Origin of the sequence: Myxococcus sp. CA033, assembly GCF_013336625.1 — a bacterium.
Classification (GTDB): Bacteria; Myxococcota; Myxococcia; order Myxococcales; family Myxococcaceae; genus Myxococcus; species Myxococcus llanfairpwllgwyngyllgogerychwyrndrobwllllantysiliogogogochensis.
The window spans coordinates 14,865-38,220 of sequence record NZ_JABUMU010000041.1; the positions used below are offsets into that span (position 1 = coordinate 14,865).

The window sequence follows — 23,356 nt, forward strand, 5'->3', positions numbered from 1 at the left end:
TGGTGGATTTGGATGTGTTTGTTGTTGGTGCGCGTTTGTGAGAGGGCGAGAGGAAGGGTGCTCAGCCGAGGCGCTGTTCGGGCTGCAGGCACGCCGCCAGTCGGCCCCGTTGCAGTTTGCCATTCGACGTCCGGGGGAACTCTTCCACCCGGTAGAACTCGGTGGGGACCTTGTGCGGGGACAGGTACTCACGCAGGGCCTGCCGCAGCTCGCGCTTGAGAGGGCTGGGCGCGCCGGGTTCGAATTGCAGGAAGGCCGTCAGTGTCATTCCATACAAGCCATCCTCGCGGCCCGACACGGCGGCGTCCGTCACCCCTGGCAGGGCGCGCAGGGCCGCCTCGATTTCGAAAGGGCTCAGTCGTTCCCCGCCGATCTTGAGCAGGTCATCGTTGCGCCCCAGGAGCGTCACCAACCCTTCGGGACTTCGCTCCGCCACGTCGCCGGTGTGTAGCCAGCCCTCCTCGCGGACCTTCTCGCGTGTGGCCTCAGGTGCTCCCAGATACCCCAACATCACCTGTTCGCCTCGCACGCACAGCTCGCCCTCCGGGGTGAGCTTCACGGTGAGCGAGCCGACCGGGAAGCCGGTGGCGGTGGAGAGGAACGCGGGGTGGTCGCTGCTCAGGCAGAGCACCCGGGGCGCCAGCTCCGTCTGGCCGTAGCAGGTGTAGACGCGGCTGGAGGGAAAGGCCCGCATCAGACGTTGGCGCAGCTCCAGGTTCAGCGCCGCGCCGGCGGAGACGACGTGGGTGACGTCCTTCGTGAGCGCGGGTGCGTCGCCGAGCAGTCGCAGCAACGTCTCATGGTGTGAGGGGACTCCGCTGATCATCCCATGCAGTCGACCTTCGTCGAGCAGCCGCTTGAGTTCGACCAGGTTGCCGAGCAGGGACGTGGGGACACCCGCCGCCAGCGCGGGGAGCAGTTGTCCGAGCAGTCCAAAGGAATAGGAGAGCGGAAGGAACAGCGTCTGCTGGGACACCGACGCGAAGTCGAGGGACGCGAGGACCGCGGCCACGTTCGCCTCGATGTTCCTCCGGGAGAGCTGCACCGCCCGAGGCGCCCCCGTGCTTCCGGAGGTGAACAGGACGACGGCTGTCTCCGGGTGGTGGTGCGGCTCGCTTCGGCCGCTTCGCCAGGAGACGGACAGGGACTCGTCCAGCTCGAAGCAGTCCCCCAGGCCGCTTCTCCGCGCCTCGACTTCCGAGTCCGTCCACTCCGGCGCGAACACGGCCAGAGGAACGCCGGCCTCGTAGAAGGCCAGGAACCGGGTGATGAACCCGAGGCTCCGATGGGCCCGCAGGATGGCGAGACCGCGCGGCCTGTCGACGAGGCCTGCCTTGAGGGTCTCGACCTCTCGGCGGAGTGCGGCGAAGGAGCAGGTCTCCTCGCCGAGGATGAGGGCAGGGGCGTCGTCCGCGCGGGAGAAGGCGTGTGCGGTGCTCATGAGGCGTCCGCTCCGTGGCTAGAGGCGCTTTAGCAGCGCGCAGGCGGACGCGCCTCCCGCCCCCGCGGAGATGAGCAGGACGCTCTGCCCTGAGCGCAGTGGGAGCTTTTCCTGGAGGTGCGCGAGCGCGATGCCCACGCTGGCTCCCGACGTGTTGCCGGTGAACTGGACCGTCTCCACCACCTTGGCGGGGTCCGCCCCCAGCTTGTCGGTGATGGCCCGGATGAGGTGCAGGTTGGCCTGATGGGGGACGAACCAGTCCACGTCGGCCACGCTCATGCCCAGCCGCCGCAGCAGCGACGCCGCGCCCGCCGACATGTTGTCCACACCCTTCATGAACAGCGTGGCCCCGTGCTCCATCTTCAGGAAGACCTTGGTCGGGTCATCGTTCAGGTGGTGGGGCAGGCGGGAGCCTCCGGCACGGATGGCGATGATGTCCGCCATGGAGGCGTCCGCACCCAGCTCGCTCGCCACGAGTTGATAGTCGGCCTGCTCGGGGCGCGGGGTCACCAGGCAGCTGGCGGCCCCGTCACCGAACAGGGCCGTGGTCGCCAGGTCCTCGCGGTTGAGGAACTTGGAGCGGATGTCCGCGGCGATGACCAGATGGTCGCTCCCCGTGGCCAGCGCGAGTCCTGCTCCCACATGGACGGCGCTGGTGAAGCCCGCGCAGGCGGCCACCAGGTCCAGCACGCCAATGCCATCCAGTCCCAGCTTGGGGAGGACCAGTGGCGAGGTCGGCGGGGTGGGGAAGTCACCCGACACAGTGGCCAGCAAGAGCTGGGAGATTCGCCGGCGGTCGATGGCGCAGTCCTCCAGCAGCCGCAGGGCCGCCGCCGCCGCGATGTCGCTGCACGCCTGCTCCGGCTCCACCCAGTGCCTCTTCTCGACGCCGGTCCTGTGGGTAATCCAACTGGGACGCGCCCGAGTCCCCATCCAGTCGAGTACGTCCTGATTGGTCATCACCTTCGCGGGCAGCCACGAGCGGGGCCCGAGCAGGTACACCGGTGCGGTGGGCTTCAAGAAGCTCATGGCTTCAACACTCCTTCCAGCCGGAACATGGGGAGACCCCCGGTGACGTCCAACACCGCGCCGTTGATGTACTGGTGCGCGGACAACAGGGCGTCGAGCGCTTCGCCGACGTGCTCAGGCTCACCCAGCGCCCCCTGCGGAATGACGCCGCCCATCCGCTCCACGTAGAGGGGCCTGGACCAGTACTTCTTCGTCCGCGTCGTCTTGAAGAGCCCCAGTCGCACGGTGTTGCTCAGGACGTTGAACGCGCCGTAGTCCACCGCGAGGTTGCGCATCAGTCCTTCCAGCGCGGACTTGCACAGGATGTATGCGCCATAGCGCCCCGTGCCGCTGACGGTGGAGATGCTGGAGATGAAGACGATGCGGCCCCAGCGGGCTTCGACCATGGACGGCAGCAGGCGGCGCAGCAGCCAGACGTTGCCCATCAGGTTCGCGGTGACATCCTCTTCGAGCGCCGCCTGGGGAAGTTCATGGAAGCGGTGCAGGGGAGGGCGCCGCGTCCAGGCATTCAGCACCAGTCCCTGGAGGCCTTGGGCGAGCAGTCCCTCCAGGGCCGCGTCGCTGCGTCCGGGCGCCGCGAGGTCCAGCACCAGCCCCTGGGCCTTCAGTCCGTCGTCTCGATACCGCGCCCGCAGCTTCTCCAGCGAGGCTTCCGAGGACGCCGTCACGAACACCTCGTCACCCAGGGCGAGCCGTCGGCGAGCAATGGAGCGTCCGATGTCGGAGCCGCCTCCCGTGATGAGGACCCTCATGTGGCGCCCAGCTTTCGCAGCCACGCGGTCAGGGAGTCGAGGCTGTGGAACGCCTGCTCGGAGAAGTCCCGCCCGGAGATGCGCAGCGACAGTTCCTTCTCCAGCGCCGCGACGCCGAGCACCATCAGCAAGCTGTCCATTCCGTACGCGGCCAGGGGCTCGGAGGTGTCCGAGGGAAGCTCCTCCATGCCGGCGATGCGCAGGGCCTTCTTGATGCGTTCGAGCAGGTCCATGTCTGGGCTCCCCCGGTTCACTGCTTCACCCAGTGCTGCATGGCGAAGGACAGTCCTCCGCCCACGCTCATCAGCAGCACCGAGTCCCCCGGCGCGAACAGTCCCTGCTCCAGCGCCTCCGACAGCGAGAAGAGGACGGAGGCGCCGCCGATGTTGCCGACGCGGTCCGCGCTCCAGACGAGGCGGGCCTCAAGTCCTCCCTCCGCGCAGACCTGCTCGATGAGCTTGCGGTTGATTTGGTGGGCCACCACCCAGCGGACTCGCGCCAGGCCCTGGCCGCCAGGGAACATCGCGCGGAGCATCTCCAGGTAGCGTCGCAGCGCCTCCTCGCGAAGCCGGGTGCCATCTCCCGCCATCGCATAGCCTCCCTGCTCCAGGACGTTCCTGTCGGGAGGCAGTCTCCCCGGCGTCGTGTACAGGTCCACCAGCGTTCCGTCGGTGGCGTAGAGGCACTGGCGAACCTCGAAGTCGGGCGAGGTCGGCTCACGGCGAAGCCACAGGGCCGCGCCCCCATCCGCGAGGATGAACCAGGTCTCCTTGAGGGCCGGGTTCATCACCTTGGAGAGCGTCTCCGCGCAGCTCACCATCACGTTGTCGTAGCCGCTGCCCAGCAAGGACATCGCGAGGTGCAGGCTGGCCAGGGACGTGGAGCACCCCGCCTTGAGCTCATAGGCCGCGGCGTGACTGTCGAGCTGTCCCAGGATGGCCGCGGCCTGCGAGCCCGTGTAGCGGCTCGTCGTGGTGGTGCCATGAATCAGCGCTTCGATGTCGGCGCCGCCGTGGCCACCCAGTGCGCGCCGGGTCGCCGTCAGCGCGAGGGACTCGCTGGTCTCCTCGTCTCCTGGGGCGAGGGGCGGTTCTCCCGGGAGCGCTCCGGGCAGTCTCGCGAGGTAGCGCTGGCCGAAGCCCAGTCGCGCTCGCAGCTTCCGGCCGAGCGCCTCCAGCGTCTGGGCGGAGCGGCCGTGTTGCTCGGTGTCCCGGGCGAGCAGCTCCGCGTTGGACACGGTCCGCGTTCCAGGCCACGAACGGCCATGGCCCAGCACCTGGATGCCCAGACGTGGCTCCAGCACCTTCATGGCGCGCTCGCTTCGGTGGGAGCCTGGGGAGCTGGCGTCACCTGCGCACGGGCCGGGTTGAAGTGCTCCCACTCGAAGTTCTCGAGACGAGAGTCCTCCGGCAGCGTGTCCTTCAAGAGCTTGTTGTTGATGCCAATCCAGCTCCTCGCGCCGATGGTCGTCCGGGGCCCCACCATGGCGCCGGCTCCGAGGAACACGTTGTCGCCGATGTTCACCTCGCCCAGCTGCACCTTGTCGCCGAGGAACACGTGCCCGAGGACGAAGACATTCGCGCCCATCGTGCAGCCCTTGCCGATGGTGAGCAGCGGGTAGTCCGCGAGGATGGCGAAGAGGGACGAGTTCACCCCGTACGCGATACGGGCCCCCATGGCCCGCCAGTACAGATACTTGGTGACGTAGAACGTGAAGAAGAACGGCTGGAGTCCGCAGATGCGCACCGCGTGACCCAGACAGAGGACCGAGTACCAGGCGAGGTAGTCCCGGGACAGCTCCATCGCGTAGGTGCCCGGCCGCATGCGAGGGATGCACAGGCGCATGAGCCAGCACGTCGCCAGGAAGACTCCCGCGAGGACTCCGGGCGCCAGCAGCGCCCACGCGGCGAACCCGGGCCTGTCCCAGCTCCAGCGCAGGAAGAGCAGACATGACCACCACGCCACGAGGCCCGGCGGCAGGGCGAATGCCATCGTGATGAGGTCCACGAGGAGCACTCGCGCGAGGCCGAAGGCGCGGGACTGGTGCTTGAACCGCTGCCTCGCGGTGGCGAGCGCGTCCGTCGCGTCCTGGGTCACGCGGCCTCCTGGTGGACGGGGCTCGGCGCTTCGGGGTTGACCTGGAAGAGGGGGAAGTAGGAAGCGACGCGGGCCTCCTCGACGTCACGCGCGAGCTGGGGAATCTCCTCCCAGGTGTAGACGCGCTCGCCGTCCACGGGGGGCAGCCAGCCCATCTCCTCCGCGAAGCCCACCGCCGCCACGGCCTCCGAGTAGCGCGCGTAGTGGGTGTGGATGTGCTGGTGCCGCTTGGTGCACTCGGTGGACCGCGAGAGGTCGATGAGCTCCGCGCCGAGCTTCCAGCCCGCGGTGGCAATCACGCCCTGGCGGCCGAGCGCCTTCAGCGTGGCCTGGAAGAGGGGCGCGCCGATGTGGTCGAGGAAGATGGAGACATCCTGGCCACGTCCCGCCTCCTTCACCTTCGCGAGGAAGCGCTTCTCCGACTGGGTGTAGCGCTGGCGGTAGCCGGAGTCCGAAGCGAAGAGGGCCGGGTCCAGCATCAGGTCGGGGAACTCGCGCCGGTCGATGGGGATGATGTCCACGGAGGCGAGGTGTCGCAGGCGCTCGTCCTGGGAGGCGACCATGGCCACCCGGCACCCGGCGTACCGGGCCAGTCGGAGCTGCGCATAGGAGACGCCGCCGCCCCAGCCGACGACGAAGGGCGCGGGGCAGTCCGACTCGCTGACCTGCAGGCGCCAGCAGCCGTAGGCGAGTCGCCAGTTGGACCAGGCGGTGATGTAGCGCAGGGAGAACGCGGCCCACTGCTTCAGCGAGTGACGGGTGTCGCGAGGAATGGGGACGAGCACGCGCTCGGGGAGCCGCGTCTTCCGGGCCAGCAGGCCCATGGTGTGGCTGGCGTCGTAGGCGAGCACCTTGACCGGGTAGCCGTGCTCGTCCTGCTCCGCGTTGCAGAACACGAGGCAGAGGTCTCCCGGGCGGACTCGCGTGACGGCGCTGCCCGTCTCAAGGACGCGCACGACGCCCGCGTTGCCGATGACGACCTTGTCTTCCCGACGCAGCCGACAGATGTCCACGGGCACGCGCTGGAGGGCGTGCCCCATGTTTCCCTCCCAGCAGCCATAGAGGGGCTCGGCGAGCACGTGCTCGGGACCGAGGTCCGGGATGATGAAGGACTCCTGGACCAGCTCACCCGGGATGCTCTTGCCGTCCCGCTGCTTCTCTCCGCGATGAAGGACCCAGGCCTGCGCCTCTTGCATGACCGCTCCAGTGATGCGCCGGGGGAGAGTCGCCGAGCGCGTCGAAGTGGAGGGATGATGTTGAATCCTGATTCATGTCTCAAGAATGCCCGGGGTGCGCCTCCTCCTGCCGCGAGTCCCCGTGGTCGTGGGGAATGTCGCCGCGCGGAGAAAACGCAGGTGGGGCGTCGGATGCCGCCCCGATGACGTGCTCACGGAACGACGGGAGGCGGGGGAACCGACGGGTCGTGACGAGGGCCTGCTCAGCGGGTTGTGCGCGGCGCTCATCGGCCGCGACGGGGCTGGGGGCGGGCGTGGCTTGCGCCAGGCGCTTGGGACCGTTGCCAGTGACAGTCACCGCTGACTGTCACCGGCGACAGGTCATCGCCAGCGTCACGCCTGGAATGCTTGCGTGAGTCTGGCGATCGCCGCGGGGAGACCGCGCACGCGGAGCTTCCGGCCGTGCTCGTCGTACTCCTCGTTGAGCACCGTGGTGTGCTCGTACACCTCGCCGATGCGTCCCTGACTGGCGTACGGAATCACCAGGTGGGCTTCCACCATCGACGCCTCGAAGAACTGGATGATGACCTGGCGGAGCTTCGCCACGTCGTCCGGCCGATGGGCCGAGAGCAGCACGGCCTCCGGATGCTCCGCGCGCAGTGCATCCTGCGCCGCCTGGTCCAGCCGGTCGGTCTTGTTCAGCAGGAGCTTGCTCGGCACGGTGTGCGCGCCAATCTCTCGCAGCACGGACCGGGTGACCTCCAACTGCAACTTCCAGGTCGGGTCCGATGCATCCACCACGTAGAGCAGCAGCGACGCTTCCAGCGCCTCATCCAGCGTGGAGCGGAAGGACGCCACGAGGTCGTGTGGCAGCTTCTGGATGAAACCCACCGTGTCGGAGACGAGCACGCGAGGACGGGTCTCTGGATGCAGCGCGCGCACCGTGGTGTCCAGCGTGGCGAAGAGCTGGTCGGCGACCAGGACCTCGCTCCCGGTAAGGGCGCGCATCAGGGAGGACTTGCCCGCGTTGGTGTAGCCGACGAGCGCCACCCGGAGCTGCTCCCTGCGGGCATACCTGCGATGGTCCTGCTCCTTCTGGATGACGGCGAGCCCCGCGCGCAGCTCCGCGAGGCGATCCCGGATCTTCCGCCGGTCGAGCTCCACGGCGGAGTCTCCGGCGCCACGCCCCTGCTGCCGCTCCCGGCCTCCCGAGGACTCCCGCAACCGGGGCGCGAGGTAGGTGAGCCGTGCAATCTCGACCTGCATGCGCGCCTCGTGGCTGCGCGCGTGCCGGTGGAAGATGTCGACAATCACGCCCGTGCGGTCCATCACCTGGGCGCCGGTGGCCTTCTCCAGATTGCGCAACTGGCTCGGCGACAGCTCGTGGTCGACGACCACCACCGTGGGGCGAGGCCCACTGACGTCTTCCTCGGGCTCGGAGGCGTCGTCATCCTCTTCGACGTCCTCGGCCTCGGAGTCGTCCGTCTCGGAGTCCTCAGCCTCGGTGTCCTCCGACTCGGTGCCCTCGGTCTCAGTGTCCTCCGACTCGGAGTCCTCGGCCTCGGTGTCCTCCGACTCGGAGTCGGTCGCCTCGGTGCCTTCCTCGGAGGTCTCCTCGGCCTCGGAGTCCTCCTCGGCCTCGGAGTCCTCCTCGGCGGCCTCCCACTTCGCTCGGGCCTTGGAGGTCCGGTCCCGGGCGCCCGAGGTGATGACTCCCGGCCCTCCGGTGAGCGCGGCCAGGTCCTTGAGCTTCCCCTTGCCGAGCACCGTCCCCGTGGCCAGCGCCCCTCGGCGCTGGGACACCGTCGCCACGGCGTCGTAGCCCAGGGTGTGCACCAGCCTCTTGAGCTCCGCGAGGTCCGCGGCGTGCTCCGTGTCCGTCACGCTGGGAAACTGGACGCCCACGAGGACGGCACGGGGGCGAACAACTGGCGGGGTCTTCGACATGGGCATGCTCGTAACACGGTGAGGCCCCAGGTGGGGTAAAGCTGGCCTGCCTCCCCGGTTCCAGGCGACTGTCGCCTGGGGGAGCAGGCGACTGGCGACCTCCGTCCGACAAATGCCATGAGAGACCTCATCCAGACGGTTGGCGACCTGCTGAGCCGTGCGCCCGCGAGCGATGACGAGTCGCCTGCCTTTCGCCCAGCCTCCGCGTGGCTCCTCGTCTGCCTCATGCGCCAGCTCGTCCGTCAGCGCTGGCTCGTCCGCATCATCGACGAGCGACTCACGCCGAAGTGGGACGAAGGTGAAGAGGACGGGGATGTCCCGGGGCTCGAGGGCTGGACGTACGACTTCCATGGACGCGGCTGTTGCCTCTCCAGCGCTGGCGAAATCCTGGACGTCGATTTCCACGGAGACGAGGGGACCACCATCGACCCCTACTTCTTCGCGACCCGCCTCCACTCCCTCTCCGCGCCAGGGGTTCCCGAGGTCCGTCTCATGGCCCTGCTTCCGGGCCGCGACCTGGTGGTGAGCGCCATCCGGGAGCTCCAGAACCAGGGGCTCCTGCGGCACCCGACCAGTGAGCATGTCTTCCGGCTCCCGCCGGAGCTGGAGGCCCTGGCCGAGGCAGCCGAAGCCCTGGACCTCGGCTCGCGGCAGGAACGCGAGCAGAGCTTCGTCCTGCTCGGAGACTTCGAGGCGCTGGACGACAGCACGTTCGCGGCGAGGGCGCGGGAGGCACGGGAGGCACGCAAGCAGTGGCTCCTGGCGCGGACGACCGCCCCCACTTCGGCGGGTGATGCCCTGGCCGCGCTTCAGGAACTCTTGCCTCCCGACGCGTTCGTCCAGGCTTGCGCGCGAGTCCTCTCCGGTCCCATCTCCTCGGCGATGGGAGATGCGATTGAGCGGCTGGACACGCTGCCGGGCGTCGCGGGAGGCCCCGCGGTGTTCGCGCTGCTCCAGCGCTTGTCCCCGGAAGAACATCACCCCTATTCACTCCATGCCGCCGCCAGCTACCTGCTTCGCCGTCAGTTCGAGCGGGAGAGGGTGCTCGCGGCGGTGCTCGCCTTCGCTCGGGTGGACAAGGTGAAGGGCTACGGAGGCAATCCCTTCGACGGAGACTTCGCGCTCCTGGCCCTGGAGCATGCGCCTGAACACGCCCTGGAGCTGGTGCGGCGCGCGCTGCGCTCCTCCGTGCCCTATTGCCGGATGCGAATCGCCACCGTCCTCTGTGTCCTGGACACACCGTGGACTCAGCGGGAGTTGAGCGCGGCCCTCCAGGAGCGCGCCGCGTCGGACGCGGGAGATTCCAAGTACCTCCAGCTCGCGCTCGCACGGAGCCAGTCCCCATGGGCCCGAGCCATCGCCGCGCGGTGGGGACGCCAGCAACCGCCTCCCGCCACCGCGGAGATCGGCTTCACCCATGAAGAGGTGATGGCGGCCAACGCGGACAGCTGGTTCGACGCCGAGCTCGAGAAGGCCCGCGCCTGGGTCCAGCGGACGCGGATTCAAACACCGCACGAGCCAGGGTGAGACGCCCCCAGGCCCAGGGGCGTCCCGTCCCGAGCGACACCGCTGGAGGACGGCTCAATCGCAGCGCTGGACGTCCTCGGTGATGAAGCCGTTGCGGCTGGAGATGCTCCGGTCGTAGCAGTCGCCGGGGAAGCCGCTCACCCGGTAGCGATGCGTGGAGGTCCCCACCGCGTTGCGCTGCGCCCGGGGGACGCCCAGCGTGTACGCGGCCTCTCCGGTGAAGACGTCACTGCTCTCGCGGTGCGCCAGCGTCTGGAGGCCTTGGAGGTCGAACGCGTCCTCCGCGTCGTTCATGGTGATGGTCGTGGTGAGCCGGTTCTCGGGCGTCACGCTGATGAGCCCGTCGAGCACGAAGCGCTTGTCGGAGCGGCTCACCGTCGGAAAGAGGTCGCGACCCACGACGGTGACGGTGCTGGTGTCATTCCACGTGGCGGTGAGCTCGTCCGGGTTCTCCATGTCACCCAGCCAGCGGTGCATGCTCGCGTTGGACACCTTCTGCTCGACCGTCGTCAGCTCCCAGCCGCGCGAGGTCTTCACGTAACCAGACACGCGCAGGTGCTGGCCGCCTTGCGTGTCCACCTGGTGCCAGCCGTCCACCAGCGCGTACGTCGAGTCATTCGTCAGCGCCCCCAGCGAGTGCTGGAGCAGTCCGCCCGTGACGCGCGCGGCGTGTGAATCCCGCCAGACGAGGATGTTGGTGGGCAAGTCCCAGCCGGGGCGCCCCTCGGGGACACCCAGCACGCTCACCCGGAGCTGGTGCGGCTGGCCGTCCGTCAGCAGGCCCACGAAGGGGGTGAGGTCATACGCGATGGGGCGGATGTTGAAGGCGCGCGGCGCCGGCAGCACGTACCAGAGGAACGGGTTGGACCAGCCGCCCGTGTACACATGCGGGAAGGGCATGGCGATGCCCGCCACCTTTCCATCCACTTCAATCTGCACCTCGCGGTACGGGCCCGCGTCGGCGGGGCACGAGTACGGCACGACGGTGGGCGCGGTGATGTACCAGAACTCCTCACAGCCTCCGCCCGAGCCCGTCGCGTAGACCTCCGCGATGAGCCGCGTGGTGTTCTGGGGCACCGTCACCTCGCCCACCAGCGCGCTTCCCTCGCGGCGCGGGTTGACGAGCGGAAGCACGTCGCTGGCGGTGCTGGCCGGGGGCAACCGCCGTCCCTGTGCCGGGTAGAACGTCAGGTACACCTGCACGTCCAGCACGCCCGTGTACGTGTCGTTGACCACGTTGCCAATCAGCATCCACACGGGCTGGGACTGGCGCAGCAGCGGCGCGTAGGCGGTGACATCCTCCTCCACCGACCACGCGATTCCCTCGCGAGACGGCTCGGGCGTGGACGTCTTGAACAGGGTGACGCCTCCCACCTCCAGGTGGCCCAGCCGGTCGTACTGGACGCCCTGGACCTTGCCCTCCATGCGCAGCACCACCTTGTGCCACGGCCCCGGGCAATCCGCGGGCGGCGTGAAGGTGCCGGTGAAGGGCGTGAAGTCGTCGAACTTCTCGTCGACGATTCGGACGGTGCACGACGCCGTCGCCGGCCGCTCCACCGTGGGGACGGCCGTGCGAGGGTCATCCCAATCCGTACCGAACTCAGGGGGCGGCTCGACGGCCAGCGCGGGCAGCGCCGCGCCGAGGGCGAGGACTGCCGCGGCGAATGCTCCGGGGAAAGGTCGCACGGCTTTTCCTTGGTAGGCGGTTAGTCCGTGGAGACTAGGCCTCGCCGGTGCCGTGGGCAATCGAGCCGTGACTGAACCCCAGGCCCGGTGAGGTGGGCCTGGGGGGACTTCAGGGGTGAATCACTCCACCCAGTGCTGGACGGTCAGGATGCGGAAGCCGGTGGCGACGTTGACGAAGAAGTGGACCTGGATGCCGGCCCAGGGGCCGTCGTCGTAGCCGAGGTGGCAGCCCTTGAACGTGCCGCCCGCGGTGCGCGAGTCCAGGTCCGACAGGCCGTTGGTGACGATGCTGGTCGGAATCTGCCCCTGGTACTGGGCGGTGCTGGCGGCGCTCGCGACGTAGCTGTGGACCTCGGCGGCGTTGGCCAGGTTCGGGCGGTTGGTGAAGCGCGAGTTCGGGAAGGTGGCGGGGTCGATGCCGAAGCACGTGGCGTAGTCCAGCCGGTCATTTCCATGCGCTCCCGCCATCACGTCCTCGATGTCGAACGAGAGGTCCATCTTCACCGTCCAGTTGCTCTCCGGCACGGCGTTCACCGTGGAGACGAGGACCTCCAGGTCGTAGCCCTGGGTGGCGGCGTTGCGCAGGGTGCGCAGGCTCGCCGCGCCGATGCCGGACGCGTTGGAGATGGCCTGCACCGAGGTGAACGGGCGCAGGGCGAGCAGGGTCGTGGCGCCATTCCACGCGTAGGGGAGGATGGCGTACAGCGTGCCGGCGTTCACGGTGTTGACCAGGGAGACCACCGCCGCGGCGTCATCGGTGGAGAGCGCGAGCTCGTCCAGGATGCCCACGCAGCTGCTGGTGATGTAGCCCAGCGAGCGCGCGCCGCTTTCGATTTGCGTCAGACGGACCGGGCCGACCAGGTGGACGCCGGAGACCTCCGCCAACGTCACGAAGGGCGCCGTCGAGCGGCGGCTGACGAGGTTGAGGACGACGTCGCTGGGCAGATACGCGTCCAGCGTCGCGGGCGCGGCGGTGTTCACGAAGGTGAGCAGGCCCTGGCACTCGGGCGCGAGGTCGACATTGGTCGTCGTGAGGGGGGCGACCTGGTCCTTGGGCGCCTCCGTCGACGACGGTTCGGAGGAAGGCTCGGGGGACGTGGTGGGACCGCAGCCGACCAGCAGGCTGGCGGAAAGCAAGGCTGAACCGAGACGACGCATGGATGACTCCTCAGGGGTGTGGCGTGAGGCGTCCCCCATACACCAGTCGCATGGGTCACTGACAATCCAAGCTTTTGTGACATGTCGGAGTGAGGGGTTGCTTTCTGGACCTCGTCTCTGGACTCGGGCATGCAGGAGGGCCGTCCACTTACGGGCTCCATGTAGGGGCCTCTCCCGGTGAAGGAAGTGCATGCGAGCCTGTCCGTGCTGCATGGAGACGCTGACGGCCGGGTTGCTGGGCTTCGGCAGCCGGCGCCTGGCGGGACGCTGTGAGTCATGTGGCGACGCTGTGTGTGAGACGTGTCTCAGCACGCAAGTCCTTGACGCGACGGACTTCCGGGCACGCGCGGGCACTTCGGCTCAGGCGGGTGTGCAGGTGAAGGGGCGGGTGTGTCGCTCCTGCCTGTGGGATGTGTTGATGGACCGGGGTGAGACACCGCCCTTTCCCGCGCCGCGCGGACAGCGTGAGCGCGCGAGGCGAACCGCACGGGAAAGTTGCACCCACGGTGACGTGAAGCCATGCATGGCGTTCTGTCCGACGTGTGGCGACGAGGTCTCCTGGAAGAGTGAGCACGGCAACCCCTCTTGCGAGGCCTGTGGCGCGCCCTCCCACCGGGACTTCAACTGTTGCTGGGCGTGTGGCGAGTCGTTCGAGGAAGAGAACGCGCCGAGGCCCGTCGCCCGTGGGTATCGGCTCGACTTCGACTGTGATGCTCCGGAGTGCACGGGCAAGCTGGCGTGGCTGATGCCCTTCTGTCCCTGGTGCGGCGAGGAGAAGCACTGGGAGCATGAAGGGAGCCTGGAGTGCGACGAGTGTGAGGTGCGGCTCGACCAGGGCTGGGCGTTCTGCGTGCGCTGCGGAGAAGAGGCCCCGCTCCCCGACGACTGTCCCAGGTGTGGAGTGGGGCTGGAGGAGGCCGCGTCGGCCGCGCGCTGTGAGCGGTGTCACCACGTGGTGTGCGGCGACTGCTGTGACGTCCGCGTCGTCACCCAGGACGGTGGTGAGGCTCAGGAGCGGTTGTTGTGCGCGGGTTGCGCCGAGGGCTTCGACCCGGTGGGTGAGGCGGAGGCGCCTCGACCTCGAGACGAGGCGCGCGAGGTTCCTCCCGAGGAGCCCGAGGAGCCCGCCGAGCCACCCGCCGAGACACCTCCCACCGCGTGGGAAGTGCTCGGGGTCTCACCCGGCGCTCCGCTGCCCGACGTGAAGCGGGCGTACCTCGCGCTGGTGGCGCAATACCATCCGGACAAGGTCGCCCAGCTGGGGCCGAAGCTTCAGGCCCTGGCCCAGGAAGAAACGCGCCGCATCATCGAGGCCTGGGAGCAGGTGCGGAAGCAGTCGCGCCCCTGAAGCCGCGCCGTGGCATGTCTGACATTGGAGTTCGTTCGGCTCGACCTCCAGGGTGATTGATTTGCGCCTGAATCCATCCAGGTGTCACAGTCTTTGGCATGGCACGCCAGTCAAAGAGGACCTGGGAGGGTTCGACGGCTACTTCGTCGAAAGTGTCCGGGGGCGCTTCCTGGGCGAACGTGGTGCCACCCGCGCCACGCACGGAGCTGGAGCCGGTGAGTGGCACGCCCTCTGGACTGGGGCACGACTTCGGAAAGCTGAGCCTCCTTCCTCCTGTCGGTGGGAGCGGCTGTGAGGCGAGGGCGCCCACGGGGCTGGAGAGCGCGCTCCGGGGGCATCAGGGACAGCCGCTGCCTCCGGCCCTGCGGGCTGATGCGGAGCGGCGCTTCGGTGGCTCGCTGGCTTCGGTGAAGCTGCACGATGGCCCGGAAGCGCACCGCCTCGCACGGGCCGCAGGCGCGCGTGCGTTCACCTCTGGCAGGGACGTCGTCTTCCGTGCGGGGCAGTACGCTCCCCAGACTCCCGCGGGGAGGGAGTTGCTGTGGCATGAGCTGGCCCACGCAGCGGGGGCTCCTCGGAGCCCGGCCGTGGTGCTTCGCGCACCCCTCTTCGATTTGACGGAGTACACCTCCAGTCCGCTTCCTCCGGGGCACACCGTCGCCAGCACCCGGGCACTGCTCGACGCGCGCATCAAGAAGGGAGACATCCTCAGTGCCACCGTGTCGGGTGCTGGCACGAGCGTCGATGCGCTCATCTTCCTTCAGTACTTCTTGTGGCAGGTGAGCCGCAGGGACCGCTGGGACACGGTGCTGACCCAGTCCGTCCCGCTGGGGTGGCCACCACCGCCGGGCAGCACGACTCCTTCACCCAGGGGACTGGTGCGTGTCGCCATCGACGCCACGGGCAATGCCCGGATCGAACTGCTCTCCAGGGCCGCTGTCCCACCGTCCCCACAGCTCGCCGACCCCGTGGTGAATGCGCACCTTACCACGACCTTTGGCCTCAAGGTCGTCAATGGTGACAGCACCTGGACCGCCGCCCACCTGAGCGATGTGGCCGCGGCCCTCGCCCTGTTGCCCGCGACGGATGTCGCGGCCTTGAAGGACGTCGACCTGGTGCGCATGCAGGCGCTCCCCAACGGACGCGCGGGCGAGTTCTCCAGGGGAGGCGCGGTGCCGCAGGGCTCCACGGCACCACCGAGCCGGGCCACGCTCAAGCTGGCGGATGGTGCGTTCGCCGCGAACACCCGCTTCCTGGGAGAGGCCGCGAACCCCCGGCCCGCCAGCTATGGAACCATCCTTCACGAGGTCGGTCACGCCGTGGAGGTCCAGGTCGCGCGTCCGCTGCATGCGCGGCACGCGGAGGCCGTCGTGGACCAGAACAAAGCCGTCGCGGCGCTGAATCCAACCGTGGAGCGCTACGAGCGTGCACGGGTCGCGGGCCGCCAGTCGGAGACGCAGTCGCTCCGGCCGACGGTGGTTGCGCAGCGGGCGACCTATGACCGGGCGCTCCGGACCGTCCGCACACGCCAGACCGCGCTGGATGCCGTCCAGGTCCCAGCCGCGACCATCGCCTTGCTCAAGACCGCGTTGAGCACGCAGCGCACGCAGGCCCAGGCCGAGCTCACCACCGCGACGACCGCCGCGGCGGCCTTCGCCCCCGCGGACCAGACGGAGAGTGCCGCGTTCCGCTCCGCCATCACCGCCACCGTCGCCGCCCTGGATGCCTACGTGGCGCAGGCTCCGGCGAGCAGCGACCTGGACGCGCTGGACAAGACCCTGCTCGCCGCGTTCTCCGCGCGGACCGCCGCACGTGACGCGCTGCGGACCGCGAACGCGGCGAACCCCGCGCTCGTGACCTACGCGTCGGTGCTCACCTCGCAGGATGCCTGGAGGGAAGCGGCCCGAGAGCTCGCCCATACCCGAGGGCGCTCGTTGAGACTGCAGCGCTTCGTGGACGTGGTGAAGGCGCACAACATCGTTCCCTTCACGAAGTACGCCCGCGACAACTGGCCCCACAGTCCGGAGGAGTTCTACGCGGAGGCCTACTCGCTGTGGCTCACGAATCCGGCCTTCCTCCAGACGAACTACCTGCCCATCCACGACTTCTTCCAGAACGGCGACTACACGAAGTGAGTCGCGCGCTCTTGCTGGCCCTGATGGGCGTCGTGGTTTGCCCGGTCCTGGCATGCCAGGGGCACCGAGCCACTTGGACGAAGGAGGAAGACATGGGGCCACCCTTGCTGGAAGAGCGCCTGGGTTATCCCACCGGCACGGATGCGGATGCCTCCGAGCGCGCGGCGCGCCAGGAGGACTCCGAGCGAGTCTACGAGCAGGCCGTCGCCGCATACGAGTCGGGCGACTACGCCAGCGCGGCCCGGGACTTCCTGCGCGCCTCGGAGCCGCTGCTCCAGGAAGAGGGCGCGCCGGCCTGGGACGTCATGGCCTACAACCGGCGTGTCTGTTACGCGAATGCCTGGAGCGCCTGGCGCCTGGCCGGAGATGTGGAGCAGGGCCGCGCGGCGCTCGAGGCCGCGCGGGGCAGGGACCCTGTCAATGCCTTACGAATCCAGGAGTTGCTCGGCGCGCCCGCTGAGTGAGGGTGGTCTTGGAAAGGAGTGAGGGATTGCATGAAGCCGCCCTAGGATGCCAGTTCATGCCCTTCTCCCTTTCCTCTCGCTGGTTGCCGCGCTCGCTGCGGGCCCTCCTGACGTCGCTCATACTTGGCGGGGCCGCAGGGGTGGCTGCCGCACCGCCGGAGCGTGGTACCGGTTCTCCAACTTCAACCCAGACCTCGGATGAACTCGCGACCGCACTGATGAAGAAAGTGGTGTCGCCGACCGACAACGAAGATGCGGCGCTCGGGCTCATCGCCCTCTTTCCCAAGCTTTCATCCGAGCGTCAGGCGGAAATCGCGTCCCTGGGCACGTCGACCCAGGCAGCCCTGCAGGTTGCGCATATGGGGGTTGCGAATAGCTGGCTGACGGGGGTGGTGTGCCGGGGACAACCCATCAACGCACTCCGCCGAAGGCGCTTAATCAAAGAGGACCTCCGTATCTACGACCTGGAGTGTCCGCCGGGAAAGCCACATCAGGTTCGCTTCCGCTTCACGGAGGCGAAGCCGGAGGCGCCTTCGACCGTGCCGTTGACGACGTCCGCCGTGGAGATGGTGCTTCCTCGACTCCAGCGCAAGTTTGGCATCGAGACCCTGGAGGAGCTGCGTACGGCTGTCGAAGAGCCAATGGCTCCAAATCTTTCGAGCGGGTGGCTGCTGGGCCACTTGATGGACGGGCCGGCCGGGGTTCGTGTCTACGAGGCGATACTGAAGCACGACCCGGACAACCTCGACGCGATTGTAGGCCTCGTGACCATCCAACTCGGGTTCGGGGACGCACAGGGGGCGCTGAAAACGCTCGACGCGGCCTCGCTCGCGACGGTGACGCTTACGGACGTCCGGGGTGACGTCACGAACAAGAGCGCGCTGCTGACGAATCGCTGCGCCGCACTGCACATGCTGGGGAAGCAGGAGGATGCGCTCGCGGCTTGCAAGCAGTCCGTGGCGATGGGGTCGAGGAAGGCCGGTCCCTATTACCTCGCCATGCTGCTCTACCTCCAAGGTGACGATGTCCAGGCCTTGGCGCTCGTTCGCACGAGCATCGCCAACGACTCGCGGATCCCGCAAGGTCACTTCCTCGAAGGACTCATCCTTCAGTCCCTGGGGCGGCCCGGGGAGGCGATACAGTCCTGGGGGCGGGCCCCGCAATTCGGACCGGTGGCGACGTCATCGCTCGAGCAAGCCCGTTCCCGGGCGGCGTGGATCAAGCTCATGAAGGACTTCGAGCGAGAGCAGGGTGCAGCGAGCCTCGCGCTCTGCGGGCACTATTTCCTGGACTTGAAAATGCCGGAGCGCGCGGAGTCATGCTTCTCGCGGTCCCGTGCGGTGAACCCCATCCATGCCACGGTGGAAAGGCTGGACCACGAGGTCGAGTCCGCTCCGGCGCGTGCTTTCGAAAAGCTCCAGACCGAGCTGCGAAAGCAACGACACCCGGGCCTCCTTCGAGTCATGGCGGCCTACCATGCGCGGGCCGGACGGAGTCAGGAGGCGCTTCGTTGGCTCGACGAGTCCCTTCGAGCGAATCCGAGCCAGGAACGAGGGCTGACCCTGCTCAGTCAGATTTGCGCGAGCCTCGAGGATAAGGACTGCCTCAAGCACTATCGCGAGGGACAGGCGCCGCGCTAGGGACCTCGCGAGAGCGATAGGGCGCCCCCTCCCGCCTGTGCCGAGGGGGGGCGGACTCAGGCGCTCCGTGGCCCACTTTCTCCACGGAGCGCCCGGGACAGCACTACTCGACCAGCACCTGGATGACCCGCTCCGCCGTGTTGCCCGCGGCGTCGGTGGCTCTAATCAGGACCAGATGCGAGCCGGGGCCGGAGAACGTCACCGGGATGGTCGCGAGGTTCGTCCCCGCGCCCACCGTGGTGGAGTTGACCCAGTTGGCCGTCACCTGGACCGACGTGAGGTCCGTCACCTCGGTGGTGACGTTCACCGTCCGCGGCTGCGCCTCCCCGGGATTCGGCGCGACGACGCGAAGCAGGGGCGCGGTGCGGTCCACCGTCACCTGCCGGCTCGCGATGGCGATGCGTCCATCGGTGGCGATGACCGTGAGCGTGAGCGTGTGGTGTCCTTCCGCCAGGCTCAACCACTGGACGACGTGTCCGCCTCCGGCGTCAGGCGTGAGGCGCACCGGCGCGCCCCCGTCGATGGAGAGTAGCACCACGCTGATGGGGGCACCACCAGGGCTGGCGGTGGCCCAGCCGCACGCCTTCACCTGCGCGGCGGACGTGTAGCGCGGCACATCGCACATGATGAGGCTGGGCGGCGTGCCCGCGGAGTCGACCACGTGGATGGCCGTGGTGCAGGACGCGCTGTTGCCCGCGGCGTCGGTGGCCGTGTACGTCACCGCCGTCGTTCCAAGCGGATAGGTGCCGGCGGCCGGACCGCTGGCCTGCGCACCGCAGGCGTCGGAGACGGTGGCCGCCCCGGGCGTGACGAAGGCTCCGCCAGGCCCGGTGGCCTCGACGATGCGCTCGGGCGGACAGGCGATGACCGGCGGGGTGACGTCGACCACGGTGACGGTGCCCGTACACGTGTCGGTGTCCTGCCCGTCGGAGACCGTCAACGTGACGGAGTGTGTTCCAAGGCCGAAGGGGCCCGCTGGCGACTGCGACACGGAGAAGGGCCCGGGGTGCTGGTTCGGGTCATAGCTTCCGTTGTCCACGTTCGCCGGTGCGGAGCAGGTGGTGGCGCTCGCGTTGACGGACACGTGGCGGCAGAGGGCCACGGGCGGAATGATGGCGATGCAGGTGAGGCTGACGGGCGCGCTGCCCGCGTTGTTGGTCTCGATGCACTCCGTCTCGCGGCCCGTGCCGGTGCCGTCATCGTCCGCCCGGGCGAAGACCACCGTGTTTCCTCCAGGGGCCGAGGCGAGCGTCGCGCTCACCATCGCGCTGTTACCAGCGGAGAGCACGGTGGGAAGGATGCCCACGCCCAGCAGTGTGCCACCGGAGGTGGGGTCACCCTGGTAGAAGGCCACGCGCAGGCCCGCGGAGGTCGCCGCGTCACCCTGGTTGGTGACGCGGGCATGCAGGGTCAGCGCCCCGTTGGTCGTGTCACACGACGAGGTGATTTCCGTCACCGTCACGTCGGCCGCGGCGTAGGGGCTGGTGGTGCCCGTGCCCTGGCTGTTGGCGCGGAACGTGTTGAGCCCCGGCGTGCGCCAGTTGGCGATGGGGTGCGCGGGGATGGTGCCGTTGTCGTTCACGTTCGTGACCGAGTACGCGTGCTGGTTCCAGATGCGACGCGTGTTCACCCAGCCGTCCTTGCGGTCTCTGAACACGCGGATGCCGGCGGGCCCCGGGAAGCCGTAGTTGTTCGACGCGACGACGATTTCCGCGTTGTCGTCCGCGTCCACGTCGACGATGAGGGGGTTCTCGTATGTCGTCCCGGAGGCGTGCGCGACCTCGAAGCGCACCGTGCCCGTGGCGCCGTCGTAGATGCGCAGGCGGACCTCGTCGGCGTAGACGACCTCGGCGCGGCCGTCGCCCTCGAAGTCGAAGGTGGACGAGCCCGTCACGTTCGAGCTGTTGTCCTGGGTGGGGCTGGCCCACTTGACGGTGCCGTCGGACTCGAAGACGGCATAGCGGCTGGCTCCCGCCACGCCGATTTCCGGCAGCCCGTCCGCGTCGAAGTCCGCGATGTTGGGCGCGCCACCGCTGCCGCCCCCGGGAATCGTCTGACTCCAGAGCAGGGTGCAGTCGTCATCCATCAGATGGACGCTGCCGCCGCTGACCACGACGATTTCCCCGTTCGAGTCCGCGTCGAAGTTGCCCACCCCCGAAAGCCCGTTGCCGATGGTGGTGTTCCGGCACTTGAGGACGCCGGTGTGGCGATAGATGGACCGACCGTTGACCACCTCCTGCAGTCCGTCACCGTCGATGTCCGCCGCGAACGAGATGGGACCCTGGGGGCCGTTGTTGGTGTCCGTGCCCGCCCACCTCAGCGCCCCGGTGTTGCGGAAGACGTGGTGGCCGTTGAGGATCTCCACCGTGCCGTCGCCGTCCAGGTCCGCGAACGAGGGACCGCCCCAGCTATTCTGGGAAGCCGTCGTCCGGAACTTGTAGGCACCCGTGTTCTCGAAGCAGAGCAACCCCGCGCCGCTCTCCGGGATGGCACACAGCTCCACCAGTCCGTCCCCGTCGATGTCCGCGCCCGCCACGCTCGCGGCGCCGCGCACGCGCAGGGCCGGGTCCGTCACCGTCCACAGCTCGCTGCCATCCGCGCCGCTCAGCGCTCGCAGCACGCCATTGGTGGTGTAGTTGCTGCCCTCGAAGGAGCTGAAGACGACGTCCGGGACACCGTCCCCGTTCACCTCCACGACGATGGGCGTCATCATCACCTGGACGTGGGTCGGCATGACGGTGCTCGAACTCCAGGCCCACTCGAGCTCCGGCTCGAAGTTCGGGTCGAAGGGCGGCTGGACCTCGCACTGGCCGTTCGCCGCCGGGGCGACCTCGCCTGGCGAATCGGCTTCCGGGGAGACGGGGAGCGAGGCCTCACCCCTGGCGGCCAACGCCAGAAGTCCTGTGACCGACAGCCGAGCGCACTGTCTCGCGTGCCACATCCACTTCCCTTGGGGCGTGCTTGTCATAGATATGTTCCGTCCTTGGTTTGTTTTTCCAGTGAGTCCGTTCTATAGGGGACTGTAGGAAATCACCGCAAGTGAGTCAGAACTGAACTCGGAGTAGGTGTTTCAGGGGGACGCCTGCCATTGGGCTGGGTGTCGGTGGCGCCCTCATTGGCAAAGTGCCAATAATGCGGCCCCATGGGTCTTCCGGTGCGTGCGGCGCTGGTTCAAGCGGTGGGTGGGCCGTTCATTCTCGACGAGGTCGAACTGGACAGGCCTGGCGCGGGTGAGCTGCGGGTTCGAGTGACAGCCAGTGGCATCTGTCACACGGACCTCACCTACCGGGCGGGAGCGGGGAGGTTCCCCTTTCCGGCGGTGCTCGGTCACGAGGGCGCGGGGGTGGTGGAGGCGGTGGGGGAGGGCGTCACGGACTTCGAGCCCGGGGACGCGGTGGTGCTCAGCTACTACTCCTGCCGGGCGTGTGGCACGTGCGAGCGCGGGCATCCCGCCTACTGCGAGCGCGGGTACGCGGGGAACTTCTCCGGCGCGCGGCCGGATGGCTCGTTTCCCATGCGGTGGCGCGGGGCGCCCATCCGCTCCGGCTTCTTCCACCAGTCGTCGTTCGCCACGCAGGTGCTGGCACACCGGCACAACGCGGTGAAGGTGGACCGGGCGGCGCCGCTCGAACTGCTCGCGCCGCTGGGGTGTGGGTTCCAGACGGGGGCGGGGGCGGTGCTGGAGGCGTTCCGGCTCCAGTCCGGACAGACGCTCGCCGTCTTCGGCGTGGGCGCGGTGGGGCTCGCGGCGGTCATGGCGGCGCGTGTCGCCGGCGCGGCGAGCATCCTCGCGGTGGACCTGGACGCGGGCCGACTGGAGCTGGCGCGCGAGCTGGGCGCCACCGACACGTTCCTGGCGACGGAGCCCGAGCTGACGAAGACGATGCTCAAGCGCACCCGGGGCGGGGTGGACTTCGCGCTGGAGTGCGTGGGCCTGCCCCAGGTGTTGCGCCAGGCCTTCGACGTGACACGGCCGTTGGGTACGTGCGGGCTGCTGGGGCTTCCCAGCCCCGAAGCGTCGGAGGTGACGCTGTCGATGACCCGCCTCCTCTACGGCAAGCGGCTGGTGGGCATCATCGAAGGAGACGCGGACCCGAAGACCTTCATCCCCCGGATGGTCGCGCTGCACGCGGAGGGGCGTTTCCCGCTGGAGAAGCTGAGCCGCCCCTACGACTTCGAGGCCATCAACGACGCGGTACACGACATGGAAGCGCGCACGGCCATCAAGCCCGTGCTGCGCATGCACGGAGGAAACACGCGATGACCTTCGACGAAGCGGTGAAGGCGGGGCGGCTGGACGCGCAAGAGGCGCTCGCGTTGTTCGACAGCCTGCCCACGGTGGAGCTCGGGTTCATGCGAGGCACCTGGAAGGGCAGTGAGCTCCACACGGGGCACCCGATGGATGGGATGCTCGGCGCGACGGGCTGGTACGGCAAGCGGTTCGTCGACGAGGAGAGCGTGCATCCGCTGCTGTTCTACACGGAGGACCGCGCGTCGGTGTTCCCGGTCGACCCGAGGAAGTGGCCGTCGCCGACGATTCGCGGCCTCGTGGGTCCGCACCGGGCGGCGGTGGAGACCGAGAAGTTCAAGGCGCGCCTGCGCCTGACGGTGTACCGGGGCAAGGTCAGCGCGACGATGATCTACGACGACTGGCCCACGAATGACGTGTTCCGACAGGTCGATGCGAACACGCTGCTGGGGGTGATGGATGCCCGGGGGATGGCGTCGCCGTACTTCTTCGTGCTGCGCCGGGATGGCGCGTAGGGCGCCCTGAATTGTTTCCCGCGTGGAAACAGTCCTCTGCCCGGTGCCCCATTTTTCGCGGACGCCCAGGTCTCTACTGTTCCTCTTGTCAGCAACGCACACCGCGGCAGACGCGGTGAACCCAAGAGGGAGTACGCCATGAGCGCCACCGTCCAGAAGACCCAGACCCAGCCCGACACCATCGTCCTCGTCC

At 68.6% G+C, this 23,356-nt stretch carries 18 protein-coding genes; 7 read left to right on the forward strand and 11 right to left on the reverse strand.

The genetic code is table 11. The features are described 5' to 3' along the window. Positions 1–61: 61 nt before the first annotated feature. The 8 genes from HUA78_RS44940 to hflX all read right to left on the reverse strand — a co-directional run bounded on the left by HUA78_RS44940 (position 62) and on the right by hflX (position 8,441). A complete protein-coding gene (locus HUA78_RS44940; RefSeq protein WP_174479034.1) occupies positions 62–1,441 on the reverse strand; it encodes a class I adenylate-forming enzyme family protein in 1,380 nt (459 codons plus the stop codon). Between the two features lie 18 nt (positions 1,442–1,459). Next, entirely contained in the window at positions 1,460–2,470 is a 1,011-nt protein-coding gene (locus HUA78_RS44945; RefSeq protein ID WP_174479035.1) for a 3-oxoacyl-ACP synthase III family protein, read from the reverse strand. Beyond that, on the reverse strand, positions 2,467–3,222 hold the full coding sequence (locus HUA78_RS44950; protein ID WP_174479036.1) for an SDR family NAD(P)-dependent oxidoreductase: 756 nt from the start codon (positions 3,220–3,222) through the stop codon (positions 2,467–2,469). The genes HUA78_RS44945 and HUA78_RS44950 overlap by 4 nt, the downstream gene beginning before the upstream one ends. Beyond that, the gene (locus tag HUA78_RS44955; protein ID WP_141641549.1) at positions 3,219–3,455 is read right to left on the reverse strand and encodes an acyl carrier protein; all 237 of its coding nucleotides are present in this window, start codon (positions 3,453–3,455) and stop codon (positions 3,219–3,221) included. Before HUA78_RS44955 ends, HUA78_RS44950 begins: the two co-directional genes overlap by 4 nt. Before the next feature lie 17 nt (positions 3,456–3,472). Next, positions 3,473–4,531: a 3-oxoacyl-ACP synthase III family protein gene (locus HUA78_RS44960; protein ID WP_174479037.1), complete on the reverse strand. Its 1,059-nt coding sequence runs from the start codon at positions 4,529–4,531 to the stop codon at positions 3,473–3,475. Continuing rightward, complete coding sequence (locus tag HUA78_RS44965) at positions 4,528–5,319, reverse strand: DapH/DapD/GlmU-related protein (RefSeq protein ID WP_141641551.1); 792 nt, start codon at positions 5,317–5,319, stop codon at positions 4,528–4,530. The genes HUA78_RS44960 and HUA78_RS44965 overlap by 4 nt, the downstream gene beginning before the upstream one ends. After that, positions 5,316–6,515 carry a zinc-binding dehydrogenase gene (locus HUA78_RS44970; protein WP_174479038.1) on the reverse strand — a complete coding sequence of 400 codons (1,200 nt, stop codon included), beginning with the start codon at positions 6,513–6,515 and terminating at the stop codon, positions 5,316–5,318. The genes HUA78_RS44965 and HUA78_RS44970 overlap by 4 nt, the downstream gene beginning before the upstream one ends. A 372-nt stretch (positions 6,516–6,887) precedes the next feature. Further along, positions 6,888–8,441, reverse strand: a complete 1,554-nt coding sequence (gene hflX / locus HUA78_RS44975) for a GTPase HflX (protein ID WP_174479039.1) — start codon at positions 8,439–8,441, stop codon at positions 6,888–6,890. A 117-nt stretch (positions 8,442–8,558) separates the two neighbouring features. Between hflX and HUA78_RS44980 the strand changes: the two genes are divergently transcribed. Next, complete coding sequence (locus tag HUA78_RS44980) at positions 8,559–9,968, forward strand: hypothetical protein (protein ID WP_174479040.1); 1,410 nt, start codon at positions 8,559–8,561, stop codon at positions 9,966–9,968. 54 nt (positions 9,969–10,022) lie between these two features. Here HUA78_RS44980 and HUA78_RS44985 read toward each other — a convergent pair whose 3' ends face one another. Beyond that, positions 10,023–11,654 carry a peptide-N4-asparagine amidase gene (locus HUA78_RS44985; protein ID WP_174479041.1) on the reverse strand — a complete coding sequence of 544 codons (1,632 nt, stop codon included), beginning with the start codon at positions 11,652–11,654 and terminating at the stop codon, positions 10,023–10,025. A gap of 120 nt (positions 11,655–11,774) precedes the next feature. Next, complete coding sequence (locus HUA78_RS44990; protein WP_254624245.1) at positions 11,775–12,812, reverse strand: hypothetical protein; 1,038 nt, start codon at positions 12,810–12,812, stop codon at positions 11,775–11,777. Between the two features lie 523 nt (positions 12,813–13,335). On the opposite strand from HUA78_RS44990, the gene HUA78_RS44995 reads away from it, so the two are divergent. The 4 genes from HUA78_RS44995 (at position 13,336) to HUA78_RS45010 (ending at position 18,399) form a co-directional block, all read left to right on the forward strand. Beyond that, positions 13,336–14,160 carry a DnaJ family molecular chaperone gene (locus tag HUA78_RS44995; protein ID WP_254624246.1) on the forward strand — a complete coding sequence of 275 codons (825 nt, stop codon included), beginning with the start codon at positions 13,336–13,338 and terminating at the stop codon, positions 14,158–14,160. A 98-nt stretch (positions 14,161–14,258) separates the two neighbouring features. Next, positions 14,259–16,295, forward strand: coding sequence for a DUF4157 domain-containing protein (locus tag HUA78_RS46070; RefSeq protein WP_217442866.1), 2,037 nt, complete (start codon positions 14,259–14,261; stop codon positions 16,293–16,295). A gap of 92 nt (positions 16,296–16,387) precedes the next feature. Further along, positions 16,388–16,759 carry a hypothetical protein gene (locus HUA78_RS45005; RefSeq protein ID WP_174479043.1) on the forward strand — a complete coding sequence of 124 codons (372 nt, stop codon included), beginning with the start codon at positions 16,388–16,390 and terminating at the stop codon, positions 16,757–16,759. 56 nt (positions 16,760–16,815) lie between these two features. Next, positions 16,816–18,399, forward strand: coding sequence for a tetratricopeptide repeat protein (locus HUA78_RS45010; RefSeq protein ID WP_174479044.1), 1,584 nt, complete (start codon positions 16,816–16,818; stop codon positions 18,397–18,399). Positions 18,400–18,502: 103 nt separating this feature from the next. On the opposite strand, the gene HUA78_RS45015 is transcribed toward HUA78_RS45010, so the two are convergent. Then, positions 18,503–21,289 (reverse strand): FG-GAP-like repeat-containing protein, encoded by a 2,787-nt coding sequence (locus tag HUA78_RS45015; RefSeq protein ID WP_254624247.1) that lies wholly within the window; start codon positions 21,287–21,289, stop codon positions 18,503–18,505. 252 nt (positions 21,290–21,541) lie between these two features. Between HUA78_RS45015 and HUA78_RS45020 the strand changes: the two genes are divergently transcribed. Together HUA78_RS45020 and HUA78_RS45025 are read left to right on the forward strand one after the other, a co-directional pair. Beyond that, positions 21,542–22,663 carry an NAD(P)-dependent alcohol dehydrogenase gene (locus HUA78_RS45020; RefSeq protein WP_174457994.1) on the forward strand — a complete coding sequence of 374 codons (1,122 nt, stop codon included), beginning with the start codon at positions 21,542–21,544 and terminating at the stop codon, positions 22,661–22,663. After that, positions 22,660–23,163 carry a DUF4334 domain-containing protein gene (locus tag HUA78_RS45025; RefSeq protein WP_174479046.1) on the forward strand — a complete coding sequence of 168 codons (504 nt, stop codon included), beginning with the start codon at positions 22,660–22,662 and terminating at the stop codon, positions 23,161–23,163. Before HUA78_RS45020 ends, HUA78_RS45025 begins: the two co-directional genes overlap by 4 nt. The last annotated feature ends 193 nt before the right edge of the window (positions 23,164–23,356 follow it).